Annotated in this window: 18 protein-coding genes; 11 read left to right on the top strand and 7 right to left on the bottom strand. The window is 70.0% G+C overall.

Annotated features, from left to right (window positions below; translation table 11 throughout):
* Nucleotides 1-76: 76 nt before the first annotated feature.
* Both ACXJ1Y_RS11005 and ACXJ1Y_RS11000 read right to left on the bottom strand, forming a co-directional pair.
* Nucleotides 77-1,069, bottom strand: coding sequence for an SDR family oxidoreductase (locus ACXJ1Y_RS11005; RefSeq protein WP_463846326.1), 993 nt, complete (start codon nucleotides 1,067-1,069; stop codon nucleotides 77-79).
* A 93-nt stretch (nucleotides 1,070-1,162) separates the two neighbouring features.
* A complete protein-coding gene (locus ACXJ1Y_RS11000) occupies nucleotides 1,163-2,443 on the bottom strand; it encodes a glycosyltransferase (RefSeq protein WP_463846325.1) in 1,281 nt (426 codons plus the stop codon).
* Between the two features lie 305 nt (nucleotides 2,444-2,748).
* Between ACXJ1Y_RS11000 and ACXJ1Y_RS10995 the strand changes: the two genes are divergently transcribed.
* Genes ACXJ1Y_RS10995 through ACXJ1Y_RS10975 form a run of 5 tightly spaced genes read left to right on the top strand, consistent with a single transcriptional unit; the run spans nucleotide 2,749 to nucleotide 7,273 of the window.
* Nucleotides 2,749-3,249, top strand: coding sequence for a GAF domain-containing protein (locus tag ACXJ1Y_RS10995; RefSeq protein WP_463846324.1), 501 nt, complete (start codon nucleotides 2,749-2,751; stop codon nucleotides 3,247-3,249).
* A 13-nt stretch (nucleotides 3,250-3,262) separates the two neighbouring features.
* Nucleotides 3,263-3,700: a GlcG/HbpS family heme-binding protein gene (locus ACXJ1Y_RS10990; RefSeq protein WP_342165718.1), complete on the top strand. Its 438-nt coding sequence runs from the start codon at nucleotides 3,263-3,265 to the stop codon at nucleotides 3,698-3,700.
* Nucleotides 3,700-5,292, top strand: a complete 1,593-nt coding sequence (locus ACXJ1Y_RS10985; RefSeq protein ID WP_463846323.1) for a peptide ABC transporter substrate-binding protein — start codon at nucleotides 3,700-3,702, stop codon at nucleotides 5,290-5,292. The genes ACXJ1Y_RS10990 and ACXJ1Y_RS10985 overlap by 1 nt, the downstream gene beginning before the upstream one ends.
* Nucleotides 5,289-6,212 carry an ABC transporter permease gene (locus ACXJ1Y_RS10980; protein ID WP_463846322.1) on the top strand — a complete coding sequence of 308 codons (924 nt, stop codon included), beginning with the start codon at nucleotides 5,289-5,291 and terminating at the stop codon, nucleotides 6,210-6,212. The genes ACXJ1Y_RS10985 and ACXJ1Y_RS10980 overlap by 4 nt, the downstream gene beginning before the upstream one ends.
* Complete coding sequence (locus ACXJ1Y_RS10975) at nucleotides 6,209-7,273, top strand: ABC transporter permease (protein ID WP_463846321.1); 1,065 nt, start codon at nucleotides 6,209-6,211, stop codon at nucleotides 7,271-7,273. Before ACXJ1Y_RS10980 ends, ACXJ1Y_RS10975 begins: the two co-directional genes overlap by 4 nt.
* 4 nt (nucleotides 7,274-7,277) lie before the next feature.
* Here ACXJ1Y_RS10975 and ACXJ1Y_RS10970 read toward each other — a convergent pair whose 3' ends face one another.
* Nucleotides 7,278-8,228: a D-2-hydroxyacid dehydrogenase family protein gene (locus ACXJ1Y_RS10970; RefSeq protein WP_463846320.1), complete on the bottom strand. Its 951-nt coding sequence runs from the start codon at nucleotides 8,226-8,228 to the stop codon at nucleotides 7,278-7,280.
* A gap of 9 nt (nucleotides 8,229-8,237) precedes the next feature.
* Nucleotides 8,238-9,872: a dihydroxyacetone kinase subunit DhaK gene (locus ACXJ1Y_RS10965; RefSeq protein ID WP_463846319.1), complete on the bottom strand. Its 1,635-nt coding sequence runs from the start codon at nucleotides 9,870-9,872 to the stop codon at nucleotides 8,238-8,240.
* Between the two features lie 230 nt (nucleotides 9,873-10,102).
* Here ACXJ1Y_RS10965 and ACXJ1Y_RS10960 point away from each other — a divergent pair, with 230 nt between their 5' ends.
* Genes ACXJ1Y_RS10960 through ACXJ1Y_RS10945 form a run of 4 tightly spaced genes read left to right on the top strand, consistent with a single transcriptional unit; the run spans nucleotide 10,103 to nucleotide 14,446 of the window.
* Nucleotides 10,103-11,119 (top strand): TRAP transporter substrate-binding protein, encoded by a 1,017-nt coding sequence (locus tag ACXJ1Y_RS10960; RefSeq protein ID WP_463846318.1) that lies wholly within the window; start codon nucleotides 10,103-10,105, stop codon nucleotides 11,117-11,119.
* The gene (locus tag ACXJ1Y_RS10955) at nucleotides 11,119-12,726 is read left to right on the top strand and encodes an acyl-CoA synthetase (RefSeq protein WP_463846317.1); all 1,608 of its coding nucleotides are present in this window, start codon (nucleotides 11,119-11,121) and stop codon (nucleotides 12,724-12,726) included. Before ACXJ1Y_RS10960 ends, ACXJ1Y_RS10955 begins: the two co-directional genes overlap by 1 nt.
* Before the next feature lie 33 nt (nucleotides 12,727-12,759).
* Nucleotides 12,760-14,130: an FAD-binding oxidoreductase gene (locus ACXJ1Y_RS10950; RefSeq protein WP_463846316.1), complete on the top strand. Its 1,371-nt coding sequence runs from the start codon at nucleotides 12,760-12,762 to the stop codon at nucleotides 14,128-14,130.
* Between the two features lie 4 nt (nucleotides 14,131-14,134).
* Nucleotides 14,135-14,446 (top strand): DUF167 domain-containing protein, encoded by a 312-nt coding sequence (locus tag ACXJ1Y_RS10945; protein WP_463846315.1) that lies wholly within the window; start codon nucleotides 14,135-14,137, stop codon nucleotides 14,444-14,446.
* Here the strand turns inward: ACXJ1Y_RS10945 and ACXJ1Y_RS10940 are convergent.
* Genes ACXJ1Y_RS10940 through kce form a run of 3 tightly spaced genes read right to left on the bottom strand, consistent with a single transcriptional unit; the run spans nucleotide 14,443 to nucleotide 16,078 of the window.
* Complete coding sequence (locus ACXJ1Y_RS10940; RefSeq protein ID WP_463846314.1) at nucleotides 14,443-14,865, bottom strand: type II toxin-antitoxin system VapC family toxin; 423 nt, start codon at nucleotides 14,863-14,865, stop codon at nucleotides 14,443-14,445. The genes ACXJ1Y_RS10945 and ACXJ1Y_RS10940 overlap by 4 nt on opposite strands.
* Nucleotides 14,862-15,092: an antitoxin gene (locus ACXJ1Y_RS10935; protein ID WP_463846313.1), complete on the bottom strand. Its 231-nt coding sequence runs from the start codon at nucleotides 15,090-15,092 to the stop codon at nucleotides 14,862-14,864. The genes ACXJ1Y_RS10940 and ACXJ1Y_RS10935 overlap by 4 nt, the downstream gene beginning before the upstream one ends.
* A 56-nt stretch (nucleotides 15,093-15,148) precedes the next feature.
* Nucleotides 15,149-16,078 (bottom strand): 3,5-dioxohexanoate:acetyl-CoA acetone transferase, encoded by a 930-nt coding sequence (gene kce / locus ACXJ1Y_RS10930; protein WP_463846312.1) that lies wholly within the window; start codon nucleotides 16,076-16,078, stop codon nucleotides 15,149-15,151.
* A 131-nt stretch (nucleotides 16,079-16,209) separates the two neighbouring features.
* On the opposite strand from kce, the gene ACXJ1Y_RS10925 reads away from it, so the two are divergent.
* On the top strand, nucleotides 16,210-16,920 hold the full coding sequence (locus ACXJ1Y_RS10925) for a GntR family transcriptional regulator (RefSeq protein ID WP_463846311.1): 711 nt from the start codon (nucleotides 16,210-16,212) through the stop codon (nucleotides 16,918-16,920).
* 16 nt (nucleotides 16,921-16,936) lie between these two features.
* Nucleotides 16,937-17,704 carry an SDR family oxidoreductase gene (locus ACXJ1Y_RS10920; RefSeq protein ID WP_463846310.1) on the top strand — a complete coding sequence of 256 codons (768 nt, stop codon included), beginning with the start codon at nucleotides 16,937-16,939 and terminating at the stop codon, nucleotides 17,702-17,704.
* Nucleotides 17,705-17,738 lie beyond the last annotated feature (34 nt).

Here is a 17,738-nt window from a genome sequence, read left to right as displayed (position 1 = left end):
CAGGCGTTGAGGACGGCAGGTCGGTCTGCCGCCTAGGCCTCGATGAATGGTGCCCCGCACCAAGCCAATCCATCGTTCAGTACTGTCGTGGTCTGCGCGTGCCGAGGGCGAGACCAAGCAGCGCCGCCGCGCCGACACCCGCCACCACGAGGCCGGTGCTCATCGTCCCGGCGGAGGGCACGCCCTTGCGCTTGCGCCAGCCGCCATCGGCGCTCGTGCCCTGCGGGATCGGCTCCTTCAGCGCGCCGTGGGTGCGCGGCCCCGGATCGGCGCGGTCCAGGGCGAAGCGGAAGCCCGCGCCCATCATGCGCTCCGTCAGGCCGGGGGCCAGGGCGTAGCCCGCCTGGGCGAGACGCGCCGGCCAGCCCACCGCCACCTCGTGACGCGGATGGTGGACGAGCCGGACATAGGCGTCGGCCACATCCTCCGGGGCATAGTAGAAATGTCCGGGGTTGAGAATCTTGCCGGACACGTTCGCCCCGTGTTCAAGGCCGGGCGTGTCCACGATGGCGGGGAAGACGCCGCAGACATGGATGTGTTTGTGCCGGGCGAGTTCCTGCCGGAGGCTCGCCGAGAAGCCGCGCAGACCGAACTTGCTTGCCGTGTAGGCCGCCGCGAAGGGCGTCGGCGCCCAGCCACCCATCGAGACGGTGTTGATGAGTGTACCGCGTCCCCGCCGCTGGAAATGTGGCAGCACCGTGTAGGCGCCGTGGATGGCGCCGAGCAGGTTGATCGCGATGGTCTCGCGGTGGAGATCGAGCGGCGCGTCGAGCAGCGGCCCGAACACGCCCGCGCCCGCGTTGTTGATCCAGACGTCGATCTTGCCGAACCGACGCACCGCCCCCTCGGCCAGCGCCTCGACGGCTTTCGGGTCGGTTACGTCGGTGGGAATGGCGAGGGCCTCGCCGCCCTCCTCGCGGATTTGCCGCGCGAGGTCTTCGAGGACTTCGGCGCGGCGCGCGGCCAGGACGACACGGGCGCCCCGCTCGGCGAAGGCCCACGCGGCGGCGCGTCCGATGCCGCTCGACGCTCCCGTGATGACGACCGTCGATCCGCGCACCTGCGCCATGTTCCGCTCTCCTGTCCGTCCCGTTCGAAGGGCGAACCGGGGGCAGGCGCTCCTGTTCCCGCGGCCAAGCGACGTGTCGCCCGGCCGCCGGGATCACGCTCCGAACGTTTCGGGGATACGGACGAGTCCGTCGATGGCGGCCAGGATCTCGCGCCCCGCATCACGCCGGGCGAAGGCTTCGGCGATGATCCCGGCTCGGTCCCGGTAGCGCGGATCGGATAGGGCGGTCTCAACCGCCTTGCGCAGGGCCGCGACGGTGGGCGTATTGGTGGCGAGGTTGATGCCCGCCCCGGACCAGCCGATGCGGGCGGAGACTTCCGCCTTGTCCTCGCTCAAACCCGCCGAGACGATGGGGATGCCGGCCGAGAGCGCCTGACAGACGCTGCCGTATCCGCCGTTGGTGACGAGGAGGTCGATCTCCGGAAGGATCTCGCCGAAGGGCAGGAAGCGCTCCACGCGGGCATTGGCTGGGACCGGAACGGTGAGGGCCGAGACCGGACGACCGCCGGTCGTGGCGATGACGAGCAGGTCGTCCCGGTGTGCCAAGGCCTCGAGGGCGGGCTCCACGACCTGTCCGAACTCCGCGTTGGCCAGGGTGCCCTGCGTCACCAGCACGATCCGCTTGCTCCGGTCCCGCGACGGCCACCATTCCGGCACCGAGGCGTTCGTCCGCGCCATGGGCAGAAGGCCGACGAAGCGCAGCGCCTCCGGCGGCGAACCGAAATCGTATTCGAATTCCGGCACGCTCGGCTGGAGGAAGGCATCCGGCAGGATGGCGATGGACTGGGTGAGCGAGGCCGGCAGGCCCGGCAGACCGAGTTCGGCGAGGCGCCGGTCGGCGCGCGCCCGCACAGGGCCGACGAAGGCCGCGTCCATGCCGGCCTTCAGCTGCGCGTAGCGGGCGAATCCCGCCTCGTCGCGGGCGGGGGGCAGGCCCATCCCGATGGGCGCGCCATCCGGCCTGTCGAGGAACAGGATGCTGATGTTCACGACGACGATCGGCGGCCGGGGCTTCGTATCGAGGAGGAGCGGCAGCACCCCGAGGAACATGCTGCCCGCCACGATCACGTCGGGCGCATCGCTGGCGATCAACTCGCGGAGGCGCCCGGCCTGAGCGGGCATCGGCGCGATGAACCGGCGGTCGAACTCGTTCGTCCAGCGCTCCGGGCCGGGCGGCAGGTTCGGTTCGAGATAGCCGGCCGAGCCGTGATCGTCGTAGGGCGCGAAGCGCAGGCCCGCCTCCGTCACCTTGTCCGCGAAGGCGGGATCAGTGAGGACGGTGACGCTGTCTCCCCGGGCCGACAGCAGCCGGCCGATGGCCAGCAGCGGGTTGACGTGCCCGGTCAAGGGCGTGGCGGCGATCAGCACTCTCACGGCGAACTCCTACGAACGTGTGTCTTCTCCAATCAATTCGCCGGAACGTCCGCGGCGTTGCAGTGCAGCAGCCGCTTAGGTGCGTCGCCGCACGTCGCGTGGGCGATTCACGGGTGGTTCAGGCGCGGGGCCATTTCCTCTGAGTGGTTTCCACCGTGGGCGGCGGCTCTGCGGCTTCGCTGCCTCGCCACCACGCATGATAGCGTAGCGGTGGAACGCCTTTCCGGCCTCGTTCATTCTCCTATTGGATCGATGTGGGGTTGGCTCATCCCCCTCGAGCGATGGTTCATCGCGAGACTTGACGGATGCTACTGACGACCGAATACGATGACGATCATGGAGTCCGGCTGGCCGAGGCGGCCAAGTCGCTGGCGGCCGCGCGCTCGGTGGACGAGATCGTTGCGGTTCTCTGCCGGACGGCCCGCGATATCGTCGGCTCCGATGGAATCGCGGTGGTACTGCGGGAAGGCGATCTCTGCCATTACGCCGCCGAGGACGCCATCGAGCCCCTGTGGCGCGGCGCACGGTTTCCCATGACCGAATGCGTCTCGGGCTGGGCGATGCTGAACGCGCGCACGGCGGTCATTCCCGATCTCGAAAGCGACCCGCGGGTGCCGCAGATCGCCTACCGGCGCACGTCGATGCGCAGCCTCGCCATGGTGCCGATGGGCTCCCCGGAACCCGTCGCGGCGCTCGGCGCCTATTGGTGCGCGTATATAGAGCCCGACGAATCCACCGTCCGGCGGCTTGAGATCCTGGCGCAGGTGGCCACAATCGCGTTCGAACGCCTGTCCCCCTCAGCCTGAACGCGAAGCACCGATGATCGATCTGACCCTGGAGGCCGCCCGCATCGTCGTGGCGACGGCCCTGCGCACCGCGCGTGAGCGGCACCTGAAGCCCATGGCGGTGGTGGTCTACGATGCGCGCGGCGCGCTCCGCTGCGTCGAGGTCGAGGACGGCGCCTCCCTGCGTCGCGCCGAGGTCGCCTGCGGCAAGGCCAACGGATCGCTGGCCCTCGGCATGGGCTCGCGGGCCATCCATGCCCGCGCCGAGGCGCAGCCCTATTTCGTGGCCGCGATCAGCCACCTCGCCGGGCCCGACGCCCTTGTGCCCGTTCCCGGCGGCGTCCTGATCCGGGGCAAGGACGGGCGGTTGCTCGGCGCGGTCGGCATCTCGGGCGACACCTCCGACAACGACGAGATTTGTGCCGTCGCCGGGATCGAGGCCGCCGGGCTCGTGGCCGAGACCGGCGCCTAATGCGCCTGCGTCGGCGGGACTGGCTCGCCGGCGCCGCCGCGCTCGCAGCCACGTCCGGTGTCGCGGCCGCCGGGGATCCGCTCTACCGGCGCGGCAACGACGCCGACCCGGAAACCCTCGATCCGCACAAGTCCTCCACGGTCGCGGAGGCGCATATCCTGCGCGACCTCTGCGACGGGCTGCTCACCTACGACAATCGCGGCGCCATCGTACCCGGCGCGGCGAAGGCATGGACCGTCTCGGAGGACGGCACGACCTATCGCTTCACCCTGCGTCCGGACGGGCGCTGGTCGAACGGCGAGCCGGTGACGGCGGCGGATTTCGTCTATTCGCTCCGGCGGATCATGGACCCGGCCACGGGTGCCAAATACGCCGAGGTGCTGTTTCCCATCGCCGGAGCGGCCGCGATCAATCGCGGCGAGAAGCCCGTGGAGACCCTCGGCGTCTCGTCGCCCGACCCGGCGACGGTCGAGATCAGGCTCGAAGAGCCGACGCCGTACTTCCTCGAACTCGTCACCCATCAGACGGCGGCGCCCGTCCACGCCGCCTCGGTGGCGCAGCACGGCGAATCCTTCACCCGGCCGGGCAACCTCGTGACGAACGGGCCCTACCGGCTGCTCGACAACGTGCCGGGGGACCGCATCCTTCTGGAAGTGAACCCGCATCACCCGGAGGCCGCTTCGGCGGCGATCCGCCGGGTCGCCTTTCTGCCGACGCCGGATCTGTCGGGCGCCGTGCGCCGCTACGCCGCCGGGGAGATCGATTCCCTGTCCGACCTGCCGGGCGACCAGATGGTGGCGCTTCAGGACCGGTTCGGACCGCAGGTGGTGCTCGGCCCGGCGCTCGGCCTCGCGGCGCTCGCCATCAACACCCGCAAGGCGCCGTTCTCGGACGTCCGGGTGCGCCGCGCCCTCTCTTTGGTGATCGACCGGGACTACCTCGCCCAGGCGCTGTTCGGCGACACGATGAGCCCGGCCTATTCCCTCTGCCCGGAGGGGCTCGACCATTACCGCACGCCGCCGGAGACGGCCGGACGCATGGGCCTGCCCATCGACCACGAGGAGGAGGCTCGCGCCCTCCTCACCGCCGCCGGGTTCGATCCGAAGAGCAATCCGCTCAAGGTCGAGTACCGCTTCAACATGAGCGACAACAACCGCAACACGGCGGTGGCGCTCGCGGAGATGTGGCGCGACCTCGGCATCGTGACGCGCTTCGTCTACACCGATGCGAAGACCCACTTCGCCTATCTGCGCGACGGCGGCGATTTCGACATCGCCCGCATGTCGTGGATCGCCGATTACTCGGACCCGCAGAACTTCCTGTTCCTGCTCCAGACCGGCAATGACGGCTTCAATGCCGGCCGCTGGTCGAACCCGGATTACGATGCGCTGCTGAAGCAGGGCGCCCGCGAGCGCGACCTCGCGCGGCGGGCCGACCTGATGTACCGGGCCGAGGAGATCGCGCTGCGCGAACTGCCCTGGATTCCGCTGATGCATTACCGGACCAAGGCGCTGATCTCGCCGCGCCTCCGGGGCTACCACCCGAACCTGCGCAACGCCGCGCCGACCCGCTACCTGAGGCTGACCGCATGATCGGCCTCGTCCTGCGGCGGCTGGGGCAGGGGGTGCCGACGCTGCTCGCGGTGGTGGCGCTGAGCTTCTTCCTGATGCGCCTTGCGCCGGGCGGGCCGTTCGACCTCGAACGCCCGCTCTCGCCGGCCGCGATGGAGAACCTGCGCAAGGTCTACGGGCTGGATCGGCCGCTGATCGCGCAGTTCGGCAGCTATCTCGCGGCGCTGGCGCGGGGTGATCTCGGGCCGTCCTTCTCGTTCCGCGACATGAGCGTCGCCGGGTTGATCGCGCGGGGCCTGCCGGTTTCGGCGACGCTCGGCGCCCTGGCCCTCGTCGTCGCCTGTGTCTTCGGCATCGGGCTCGGCTGCGTCGCGGCGTTGCGGCGGGACGGATGGATCGACCGGGCCATCGGGCTCGGCGCAGCGCTCACCCTCTCGCTGCCGAGCTTTGTCGTCGCGCCCCTCCTGCAGATCGCCTTCGGGCTCACGCTGCGCTGGCTTCCGCTGAGCGGATGGGAGGAGGGCGATCCGCGCCATCTCATCCTGCCCGTCGTCACCCTGGCCCTGCCGCAGGTCGGGGCGCTGGCGCGCTTGACCCGCGCATCCCTCGGGGAGGTGCTGCGCACCCAGCCGGTGCGGACCATGCGCGCCTTCGGCCTGCCGCCCGCCCTGGTGACGCGCCACGCCCTGCGCGGAGCGCTGCTGCCGGTGGTGGCCTATCTCGGCCCGCTCGCCGCCGCCCTGCTGACCGGCTCGGTGGTGGTGGAAACGATCTTCGGCCTGCCCGGCATCGGGCGATACTTCGTCGAGGGCGCCGTCAACCGCGACTACACGCTCGTGATGGGCGTGGTGTTGCTGGTGGCGGTCCTGGTCATCGTCCTGAACCTTGCCGCAGACCTCGCCTGCGCGTGGCTCGATCCGCGCCTGCGGGCGGGACCATGATCCGGCGGCTGGCCCGCGCGCGGAGCGTCGTCGTCTCCCTCGTCGTTCTGGGATTGCTGGCGCTCGCTTGCCTCCTCGGCCCCGCCTTCACCGGCCACGAACCCGACCGCTTCTACCCGGACCTGCGCCAATTGCCCGCCGGGCTGACGGCGCAACCGGACGACGCGCATCTGAAGCCCGCCCTGCAACGGATCGCGTTCCGCATGCGGGCCCGCGTCGCCGCCTCCGAACGCGCGGGCGACCGATTGCGCCTCACCCTGGCGGCGGACCAACCCATCGACCGGCGCAGCCTCGTCTACCTGCCGCGCTCCGACCTGTTCCGCCCTCCGGCGGTGGTGGCGGAGGAGGAGGACGGGCGCCGCCTCGTCCTCGACGTGCCGATTCGCCACCTGCGCTTTCTCCTCGGCACCGACGTGCATGGACGCGACCTGCTCACGCGCAGCCTCGTGGCGGGGCGCGTTTCCCTGGCGGTGGGCCTCACGGCGACGCTGGTGGCGCTGCTGATCGGCGTCGGCTACGGTGCGGCGGCGGGCTATGCCGGCGGGGCGATCGATGCCGCGATGATGCGCGCGGTCGATGCGCTTTATGCGCTGCCCTTCGTGTTCTTCGTCATCCTGCTGCTGGTGTTCTTCCGGGCGAGCCTCGTGCTGATGCTGCTCGCCATCGCCGCCGTGGAATGGCTCGACATGGCGCGGATCGTCCGCGCGCAGACCCTCTCCCTGCGCGAGCGCGATTTCGTCCGCGCTGCCCGCGCGCTCGGCCTGTCGGCGGGGGGCATCGTGCTCCGGCACATCGTGCCGAACACGCTGGGGCCGGTGGCCGTCGCGGCGACGCTCCTCGTGCCTCGCGTGATCCTGTTGGAAAGCTTCCTGTCTTTCCTCGGCCTCGGCGTGCAGGAGCCGCAGACGAGTTGGGGCGTACTCATCGCGGAAGGCGCCCGCGCCATCGAGGCCGCGCCGCACATGCTCGCGGCGCCGGCCTTCTTCCTCATCGCGACGCTGGTCTCGCTGAACCTCCTGGGCGACGGCCTCGCCGACGCCCTCGACCCCCGCGCCGCCTGAGGGGTCAGCCGAGCTGCCGGATCGGGCTGCCGGCCTGCCACGCCGCGATATCCTCGACGGCTTGCGTGAAGAAGCGCGCGTAGTTCGCCTGCGACACGTAGCCGAGATGGGGCAGGGCGAGGACGTTCGGCAGGCGGCGGAACGGGCTGTCGGAGGGCAGGGGCTCGGTGTCGAACACGTCGAGCCCGGCGCCCGCGATCCAGCCTTCCTCCAGCGCGCGAAGCAGTGCGGCCTGATCCACGAGCCCCGCGCGGGACGTGTTGACGAGGTAGGCGCTTCGGCGCATCCGCCGCAACTCGGCCTCTCCGACGATGCCCCGGCTGCGCTCGCTCAGCACGAGGTGCAGGGTGAGGAAGTCGGCGACCTCGCAGAGGGCTTCCTTGGACGGCGCCAGCGTCGCGCCGGCCGCCTCGGCGCGCTCCGCCGTAAGGTTCGGGCTCCAGGCGAGCACGTTCATGCCGAAGGCCTGACCGACCCGCGCGACGAGCGCGCCGATCTTGCCGAGGCCGATGATGCCGAGCGTCGCGCCGGACAGGTCGGCGCCGATGCTGGTCTGCCATCCGCCGCCACGGATGTTCGCGACTTCCTTCGGCAGGTGCCGGGCTAGGCCGAGGATCAGCGCCCAGGTCAGTTCGGTGGGCGGCGTCGGGCTCGACTCCGTGCCGCAGACGGTGATGCCCCGCGCCTTCGCCGCCGCAAGGTCGATGGAGGCGTTGCGCATCCCGCTGGTGATGAGGAGCTTCAGCTTCGGCAGACGCGCCAGCAGATCCGCCGGGAAGGGCGTACGCTCGCGCATGATGACGAGGATCTCGGCCTCCGCGATCCGCGCCACCAGGGCCTCGCGTTCACCAATATACTCCGTGACGGTGGAGACACCGATGCCGTCGAGGCGCCCCCATTCGGCGAGCCCGAGGGCGGCGTTCTGGTAGTCGTCGAGGATCAGACAGGTGGGCATCGTCGGCTTTCAGATGAGAGCGGCGAAGGCGAGGGCGATGGCCGCCGCGCCGGGATCCTCGACGCCCTGCAGATCGCCCGCCGCGAGGTAGCTCGACCGCCCGGTCGCGGCGCGGCCCATGCCGGCGGTGGCGCGGGCGCCCTCGCGGGCAGCCGACGCCGCGCCCGCGAGATCGCCCGATCTCAGGGCTTCGATGGCGGGAATCAGGGCGTCGAGCAGGGTCCGGTCGCCGGAGCCGGCGCCGCCATAGGCCCGCACCCGCGCAATGCCCTCCGCCAGGGCATCCGGCCAGCCTTCTCCCGCTGCGAGGGACGCCCCGGCGGCGGCGAAGAAGATCGAGGCGAGGACGCCGCTCGACCCGCCGGCCGCGCGGCCGACCCGTTCGGCCAGGGCGCGGGCGAGGGCGGGCGGATCGGCTTGCGGCAGCCGGTCGAGATCGGCCAGCACGGCGCGGGCAGCGCCCGCGAAGGTAGTGCCGGTGTCGCCGTCGCCGACCTTTGCGTCCAGGGCGTTGAGGTCGGCCTCGGCCGCGATCAGCGCCTTCGCCACCGCCGCGATCCGCCCGGCGGCGAGGGCATTCTGCGAGGGCGTGAAGCGCTCGCCTTCGAGCCCGCCGGGAAGCGGCTTCACCATGGGCGCCACCACCGTCACCGCCGCCGGCCAGGACGGTATGGGCTCCGGAGCGAGCAGGGCCTCCTCCATCGTTCCGTCGAGGGGAAGGAAGCTCAGCGAGGCACCGTGCATGTCGAGCGCGGTCATGGCCGGCGCCGGTCCGAGCAGCAGCCGCACCCGCTGGCCGAGATCGGTGGCGAGCACGGCGCGGGTCAGGACCTGCATTTCGAGTGCGGTCGTCGCGCCGAGGTTGTTGACGAGCAGCGCCAGCGGCCCATCCTTCGGAAGCGTCGGCGCAAGGCGCTCGGTCATGATCCGCGCCAGCTCCGAGGCCTGCGGCAGGGCGAGGCGTTCGACGCCCGGCTCGCCATGGATGCCGAGCCCGAGTTCCGCCTGCCCCTCCGCCATGCGCTCGGCCCTGTGCGAGCCGGGAATGGTCGCGGTGGAGACGGCGATGCCGAGGGACCGCGCGACCGAGGCCGCCTTCCGTGCCCGCTCCGCGACCTCCGCGAGGGGCAATCCGGCGGCGGCGGCATGGCCCGCGACCTTGTGGACGAACAACGTGCCGGCGATGCCGCGCGGCTGCTTGGCCTCCGGCAGGGCGATGTCGTCAGCCACCAGCACGGTCTCGACCGCGATGCCGAGGCCCCGTGCCCGCTCGGCGGCGAGGCCGAAATTGAGCCGGTCGCCCGCGTAGTTCTTCACCACCACGAGGCAGCCCGCCGGGCCGCCCACCGCGAGGATGCCCGCCAGCACCGCATCGGCCGAGGGCGAGGCGAAGACATCGCCGCACACCGCCGCGTCGAGCAGCCCTTCGCCGACGAACCCGGCATGGGTGGGCTCATGTCCCGAGCCCCCGCCGGAGATGATGGCGACCTTGTTGGGATCGCGCTCGGCCCGGACCACGACGCGGATGTCGGGATAGCCGTCGAGCCGGGCCAGCGCGCCGCCCCGCGCGGCCAGCAGCCCGTCGATGGCGTCGGTCACGAGGCTGTCGCGCGTCTCGATGAAATGCCCGAGTGGTCGCGCCATGACACCCTCTCCCCATCGGCCGCGATTCCCTGCGCGATCCGCCCCGAGGGTGGCCCGATCCGCGCCGGCTGACAACGGCCGTGGGCGGCCGGCGCTTCGTGAGTCTTGGCCGTTGACACGACCCCGACCGAAGCTATCGATGACTTCGCATACAAAATCCGCGGGGTTCACCCGTGGGCCACGAGGAAATGCCGGGCTCGTTCGAAGCCCCCACCGGGAAGGCGTCCGCCATGCTTTTCACCCGCCGCCGCATCCTGTCGGCCGGTTCCACCGCTGTGCTCGCCGGAGTCGCCGCGCCCCACGTCGCCCGCGCCCAGCGAGCCGAGTTCACCTACAAATACGCGAACAACCTGCCCGACACGCACCCGATGAACGTGCGCGCCCGGGAGATGGCGGAAGCCCTGCGCACCGAGAGCGGCGGCCGGTTCGATCTGAAGATCTTCCCGACCAGCCAGCTCGGCTCCGATACCGACACGTTGAGCCAGCTGCGCAACGGCGGCGTCGAGTTCTTCACGATGTCGCCGCTCATCCTCTCGACGCTCGTACCGAACGCCTCGATCAACGGCATCGGCTACGCCTTCCCCGATTACGACAAGGTCTGGGCGGCGATGGACGGCGAACTCGGCGCCTGGGTGCGCGGGCAGATCGCCAAGGCAAACCTCATCGCCATGGAGAAGATCTGGGACAACGGCTACCGGCAGACCACTTCCTCGACCCGGCCCATCGCCGTGCCGGACGACTTCAAGAGCTTCAAGATCCGCGTGCCGGTGTCGCCGCTCTGGACCTCGATGTTCAAGGCGTTCGATGCGGCGCCGACCTCGATCAACTTGAACGAGACCTACTCCGCGCTTCAGACCAAGATCGTGGAAGGCCAGGAGAACCCGCTGGCGGTGATCTCCACCACCAAGTTCTACGAGGTGCAGAAGTACTGCTCGCTCACCAACCACATGTGGGACGGATACTGGTTCCTGGCCAACCGCCGCGCCTTCGAGAGGCTTCCCGCCGACCTGCGCGAGATGGTGGCCAAGCATATCAACGCCGCCGGCATGAAGGAGCGCGAGGACGTCGCCAAGCTCAACGCCAACCTTCAGGACGAGCTGACCAAGAACGGCCTGGCGTTCAACAAGCCGGACCCGGCCCCCTTCCGTGACAAGCTGCGCAAGGCGGGCTTCTACACCGAGTGGAAGAGCCGCTACGGTGAGGAAGGCTGGTCGATCCTCGAGAAGTATACGGGGAAGCTCGCCTGATGGAGGCCACCGCGCCGCGCGGCGGGGTCGCCCCCTGCACGCGGCGGGTGATGAACCTCGCCCATGTCCTTCGCAAGAACGGCCGTCGCCTGCGCGACGGCCTCGGCCTCGTCCAGGCCGAACGCCGCTGGACATGGGCGGACCTCGATTCCCGCGTCGATGCCATGGCCGCCGCACTCGCGCGGCGCGGCGTGGTGAAGGGCGACCGGGTGCTGGTGCAGTCGCGCAACTGCCACCAGTTGTTCGAATCGATGTTCGTCTGCTTCCGGCTCGGCGCCGTCTGGGTGCCGACGAACTACCGGCAGACGCCGGCAGAGGTCGCCTATCTCGCCAAGGCGAGCGGCGCCCGCGCGATGATCTGCGGCAGCGTCTTCCCCGAGCACGCCGCTTCCATCCGGGCCGAGTGCCCCGCCATCGACATCGTGGTCGAGATCGGCGGGGCGACTTTCGGAGAGAATTACGACGCCCTCGTCGCGGACCATGCGGGGCAGGCCGCCCCCACGGCCGATGTCGAGCACGACGATCCGTGCTGGTTCTTCTTCACCTCCGGCACGACCGGGCGGCCCAAGGCGGCGGTGCTGACGCATGGCCAGATGGGCTTCGTCATCACCAACCATCTCTGCGATCTGATGCCGGGCACGCAGGAGGGCGACACCTCCCTCGTGGTGGCGCCGCTCTCGCACGGCGCCGGCATCCACCAACTGGCGCAGGCCGCCGCCGGGGCGACGACGGTGCTGACGGCGGGCGACCGGCTCGACCCGGTGGAGGTCTGGGCGCTGGTCGAGGAATGGCGCATCGCCAACATGTTCACGGTGCCGACCATCGTGAAGCTGCTGACCGAGCATCCGTCCGTTTCGCAGCACGACCATTCGAGCCTGCGCCACGTCATCTATGCCGGTGCGCCGATGTACCGGGAGGACCAGAAGCGGGCGCTGAAGGCCATCGGCCCGGTGCTGGTGCAGTATTTCGGCCTCGGCGAGGTGACGGGCAACATCACCGTCCTGCCCCCGCGCCTCCACGCCGCCGAGGATGGGCCGGCGGTGAAGGTCGGCACCTGCGGCTTCGAACGGACGGGGATGCAGGTCGATATTCAGAACATGGAAGGCCGCTCGCTCCCGGCGGGAGAGACTGGGGAAATCTGTGTCTGCGGCCCGGCGGTATTCGCGGGCTATTACGACAACCCGAAAGCCAATGCTGAGGCTTTTCGCGATGGCTGGTTCCGCACGGGCGATCTCGGCCACCTTGATGACGAGGGCTTCCTGTTCATCACCGGCCGCGCCTCGGACATGTACATCTCCGGCGGCTCGAACGTGTATCCGCGCGAGACCGAGGAGAAGCTCCTGAAGCACCCGGCCATCGCCGAGGCCGCGATCCTCGGCGTGCCGGATGCGACCTGGGGCGAGGTCGGCGTCGCGGTCTGCGTCCTGCGGCCCGGCGAGGCGGTGGACGAGGCTGCGTTGATCGCATGGCTCTCGGCCGAGGTGGCGCGCTACAAGCTGCCGAAGCGTATCTTCTTCTGGAACGAGTTGCCGAAATCCGGCTACGGCAAGATCACCAAGCGCGCCATCCGCGAGGGGCTCGACGCCAGAGGCAGCCTTCCGCTGTGACCGTACGCTCACTCGAATGATAGCTCACGCGCCATGACCCAAGCGTCCGCGATCCTCGACAACCTCGCCGCCATCGTCGGCCCGAACGGCCTCGTGACGGGTGAGGAACTGCGCAGCCGCCCCGCCACATGGACCCGCCCCGCCGAGCCCTGCGCCGCGCTGGCGCTGGTGCGCCCCCGCGACACGGAGGAGACCGCCCGCGTGGTGAAGGCCTGCGCGGAAATGGGGGTGAGCATCGTGCCGCGCGGCGGGGCCACCGGCCTCGTGGACGGCATCCTGTGCGAGGCCGACCAGATCACCCTCTCCACGGAGCGCATGACCGGCATCGCCCCCGTCGATCCCCTGTCGATGACCGTGGTGGCGGGCAGCGGCGCGACGGTGGAATCGGTGCAGAACGCCGCACGCGACGCCGGCCTGTTCTTCCCGCTGGATCTCGGCGCGCGCGGCTCGGCCACCGTGGGCGGGACGATCTCCACCAATGCCGGCGGCCTGCGGGTGCTGCGCTACGGCATGATGCGCGAGATGGTGCTCGGGCTCGAAGCCGTGCTGGCGGACGGTACCATCGTCTCGTCCATGCGTCCGCTCATCAAGAACAACACCGGGCTCGACCTGAAGCAATTGTTCCTCGGCACGGAGGGCACGCTCGGCATCGTCACCCGCGCGGTGCTGCGGCTGCGGCCGGAGCCGGCGGGCTACGTCACCGCCCTCGTCGCCTGCCCCGGCGTCGACGACGGCGCCCGGCTGCTGCGGGCCGCGCAATCGGCCTTCCAGGGCCGGGTGTCCTCCTTCGAGGGCCTGTGGCCCGACTTCTATCGGCTGATGACCAAGCCAGGCCGCGCCACCCCGCCGCTCGGGCCGGATTACCCGTTCTACGCCATCATCGAGGTCGAGTGCGTTCCGGAGGAAACGGACCGCTTCGTGGATCTCCTCGACCGCCTGATGGGCGAGGGCACGGTGCTCGACGCGGCGCTCGCCTCGTCCGAGGAGCAGCGGCAGGCGATGTGGCGCATCCGCGACCGCGTCGAGAACATGAATGCCGACGGGATCGTCCGCGCCTTCGACGTGAGCGTACCCCTCGACACGATGAACGGCTACGTCGAGGGCGCCCTGGCGCGGATGGGCGCGATCCCCGGCTGTCGCGCAGTGGTTTATGGCCATATCGGCGACAACAACCTGCACTGGAACACAAGCGACCTCGACGCCGCCGGCAATGCGGCCATCGACGCGGCGATCTATGAGCCGCTGGCCCACCTGAACGGCTCTGTCTCGGCCGAGCACGGGATCGGCCTGATGAAGCGGGGCAAGCTCAAGCTGTCGCGCTCGCCGGAGGAGATCGCCACGATGCGGCTCGTCAAGCGGGCGCTGGACCCCGACAACCGGCTGAACCCCGGCAAGGTTTTCTGAGGCCATGGCCCGCGCTCCCGCCGAGGCGGTCAAGCCCGCGCGCCTCGTGGTCCGCCTGACCCCGCGCGGCGGTCGCGACGCCATCGACGGCTGGACCCGCGATGCCGACGGCGCGCCCTGCCTCAAGGTTCGCGTCTCCGCACCGCCCGTCGAGGGCGCGGCGAACGAGGCGCTGGAAAAGCTCATCGCGAGCACACTGAACGTGCCCGGCCGCGCGGTGAAGGTCGTCGCCGGCCATCAGGCGCGGGTGAAGCGGTTGGAGATCGCGGGAGTGGAGGAAGCGGACCTGACGCGGGTGTTCGGCGTGGCGTCTTAACTGTCGCGCGGATCGAGCGAATTCTCGACCGCGAGGCCCGGCACACGCCCGAACTCGCCGACATTCGCCGTCACCAGACAGAGGTCCAGGGCGCGGCTCTGGGCTGCGATCAGAAGGTCGTTCGGGCTCATTGGCGTCCCCTGGCGCTCCAGGTGGACACGGATCTCGGCGTAGTGGCGATCGACAGGATCGCCGAGGGCGCGGATGGGGATGGTCTTCAGCACCGCGTCGGCGCGTTCCGCCAGAAGCGCGGATCCCTTCTTCGCGACGCCGTAGCGGATTTCGGCCGCCACAACGACGCTCGTGCACACGACGCCGCCGAACTTGTCGAGCATCGCGGAGACCACACTAGTCCTGCCGCGATTGATCAGATCTGAGACGATGTTCGTATCGAGCAGGTAATGCGTCGCGACGCTCACAGCATCACGTCCTCGATATCGAGTTCCGGGATGTCATCAAGGATATCACCGGGCGGCAACGGATCGAGAGATGCGATGAGGGTGGCCAGGTGAAGCCTGGGGCGGATCACGAGGCTGCCGTCCGTCTGGCGCTCGATCGTGACTTCGTTGCCCGGTAGTTCGAATTCCTTCGGAATGCGAACGGCTTGGCTTCGGTTGTTCATGAACAGGCTTGCGACGCGTTCCATGAGCCACCCCCGCATATGCATCGACATATGCCGGGGCGTTTACCGGTGCAAGACCTTCAGAAACCCACCTTGTCCCCGCCCTTCAGCGACAGCATCTCCCGCGCCTCGTCGGGCGTGGCGACCGAGAGGCCGAGCCCTTCGATGATGCTCCGCACCCGGCGGACCTGGGCGGCGTTGGTCTCGGCGAGCTTGCCGGGGCCGTCCCAGAGGCTGTCCTCCAGGCCGACGCGGACGTTGCCGCCCATCGCGGCGGCCATGGCGGCGATGCTCATCTGATTGCGGCCGGCGCCGAGGACCGACCAGCGGTACTGATCTCCGAACAGCCGGTCGGCGGTGCGCTTCATGTGCATCACGTCGTCCGGGTGGGCGCCGATGCCGCCTTGAAGGCCAAAGACCGTCTGGATGAACAGCGGCGCCTGCACAAAGCCGCGGTCGAAGAAGTATTTGAGATTATAGAGATGCGCGGTGTCGTAGCATTCGAACTCGAACCGCGTGCCGTTCGGGCCGCAGGTGGTGAGGATGTGCTCGATCTGTCCGAAGGTGTTGCGGAAGATGATGTCCTTGTTGCCGAGGTAGTCCCGCTCCCACTGGTGCTTCAGATCCTTGAAACGGTCGAGCATCCCGAACAGGCCGAAATTCATCGAGCCGAGATTGAGCGAGGCGACCTCCGGCTTGAACGTGGCGGCGGGGCGGACGCGCTCCTCGATGGACATGGTGGGCGCGCCGCCGGTCGTGAGGTTCACGACGCAGTTCGAGCGCTGCTTGATGACCGGCAGGAACTTCGCGAACGCCTCGGGGCTCTGGTCGGGGCGCCCGTCCTGCGGGTCGCGGGCGTGCAGGTGAACGATGGCCGCGCCCGCTTCCGCCGCGCCGATGGCGGCGTCGGCGATCTCCTCGGGCGAGACCGGCAGGTGGGGGGACATGCTCGGCGTATGGATCGCCCCCGTCACCGCGCAGGTGATGATAACCTTCCGCTGGGTGGCCATGCTCAATCCTTCTGTTGGCTCTTGTGGGCGCGAAGGGCGGCCAAGCGCGCGTCGCGACGCCTCCGGCGGCGGGCCGAACTGTGATCACACATCACTAGCGCGATAGTGCAACTTTCGTCTAGGCTCGGCACATGAGTTCGCCCCGAGCCCTCGCGGAGCTGCCGCAGATCGAGCGGCGCACCCTCGCGGACACCGCCTACGACGCCCTGTGCGATCTCCTGGCCTCCGGGCGCCTCGCGCCCGGCGACAAGCTCTCGCTGCGCCAGATGGCGGCGGCGCTCGGGGTCTCGGTGATGCCGGTGCGCGAGGCCGTGAGCCGGCTGGCATCGGACGGCGCCCTGGAGGTCACGCCGAACCGCGCTCTGCGGGTTCCGATCCTCGGCGCGGAGGCGTTCCGCGAATTGGCCGAGACGCGCATGGCCGTGGAGGGCATGGCGGCCTCGCGGGCCGCGATCCGCCGCAGCGGCGAGGAACTGACGGCGATCCGCCGGGCAGAAGCGTCGTTCCGCTCGCTGGCGGAAACGGCCCATCCCGATGGCGCCCGGGCGGTGGCGCTGAACCGCGATCTGCATGTCGCGATCTATGCCGCCTGCGGCCTGCAACCGCTCCGGGAGATCATCGCCCGCCTGTGGTTGAAGGCCGGGCCGGTGCTGAACCTCGACCTGCGGGCCCATCCCGAACGGCTGCGGCAGGGCTTCGCCGTCCGCCGCCACGCCGAAGTGCTCGCCGCCATCGAGGCGCGGGACGGCCCGGCGGCGGCCGCCGCCATCGCGGCCGATATCGGCGATGCGGCGGATTTCATCCTCTCGCGCGGCGCCCTGCCGGCCACCGACACCCTCTGAGAAGAAAGGACGGGCCATGGATCTCGGCATCAACGGCTTGCGCGTGCTGGTCACGGCGGGCGCCAACGGCATCGGGCGGGCCATCGTCGAGGCCTTCCTCGAAGAGGGCGCGCGGGTCTTCACCTGCGATGTCGATGAAGCCGCCCTCGCCGGCCTGCCTGCGGGCGTGGGTCGCTGCCGCACCGATGTCGGCGAGCGCGATCAGGTCGCCGCGATGATGGAAGCGGCGGTCGCCGATCTCGGCGGTCTCGACGTGCTCGTGAACAATGCCGGCATCGCCGGGCCGACCGGCCGGGTCGAGGACATCGCACCCGAGGAATGGGACCGCTGCCTGACGGTGTGCCTCACAAGCCAGTTCAACTGCGCCCGGCTCGCGGTGCCCTACCTGCGGGCGAGCGACAACGCCTCCATCGTCAACCTGTCCTCGGCGGCCGGCCGGTTCGGCTTCGCCCTGCGCAGCCCCTACGCGGCGGCGAAATGGGGGGTGATCGGCTTCACGAAGTCGCTCGCCATCGAACTCGGCGAGGCGGGTATCCGCGTGAACGCGATCCTGCCAGGCCTCGTGGCGGGGGATCGCCAGCGGCGCGTGCTCGAAGCCAAGGCGCAGCAGCAGGGCACGAGCTTCGCGGAGATGGAGGCGCGGGCCTTCTCCTTCGTCTCGATGAAGGAATACGTCACCGCGCGGCAGCTCGCCGACCAGATCCTGCTGCTCGCCTCGCACCGGGGGCGCACGATCTCGGGGCAGGCCATCGCCATCGATGGCGACACGCGGATGCTCTCCTGACCCACGCCGGAACCAATCGCGCCGCCGGAGCGAT

Source organism: Methylobacterium sp. TK26 (assembly GCF_055361565.1).
The sequence above is the reverse complement of the archived record's forward strand: the minus strand, read 5'-3'. Positions and strand labels throughout refer to the sequence as shown.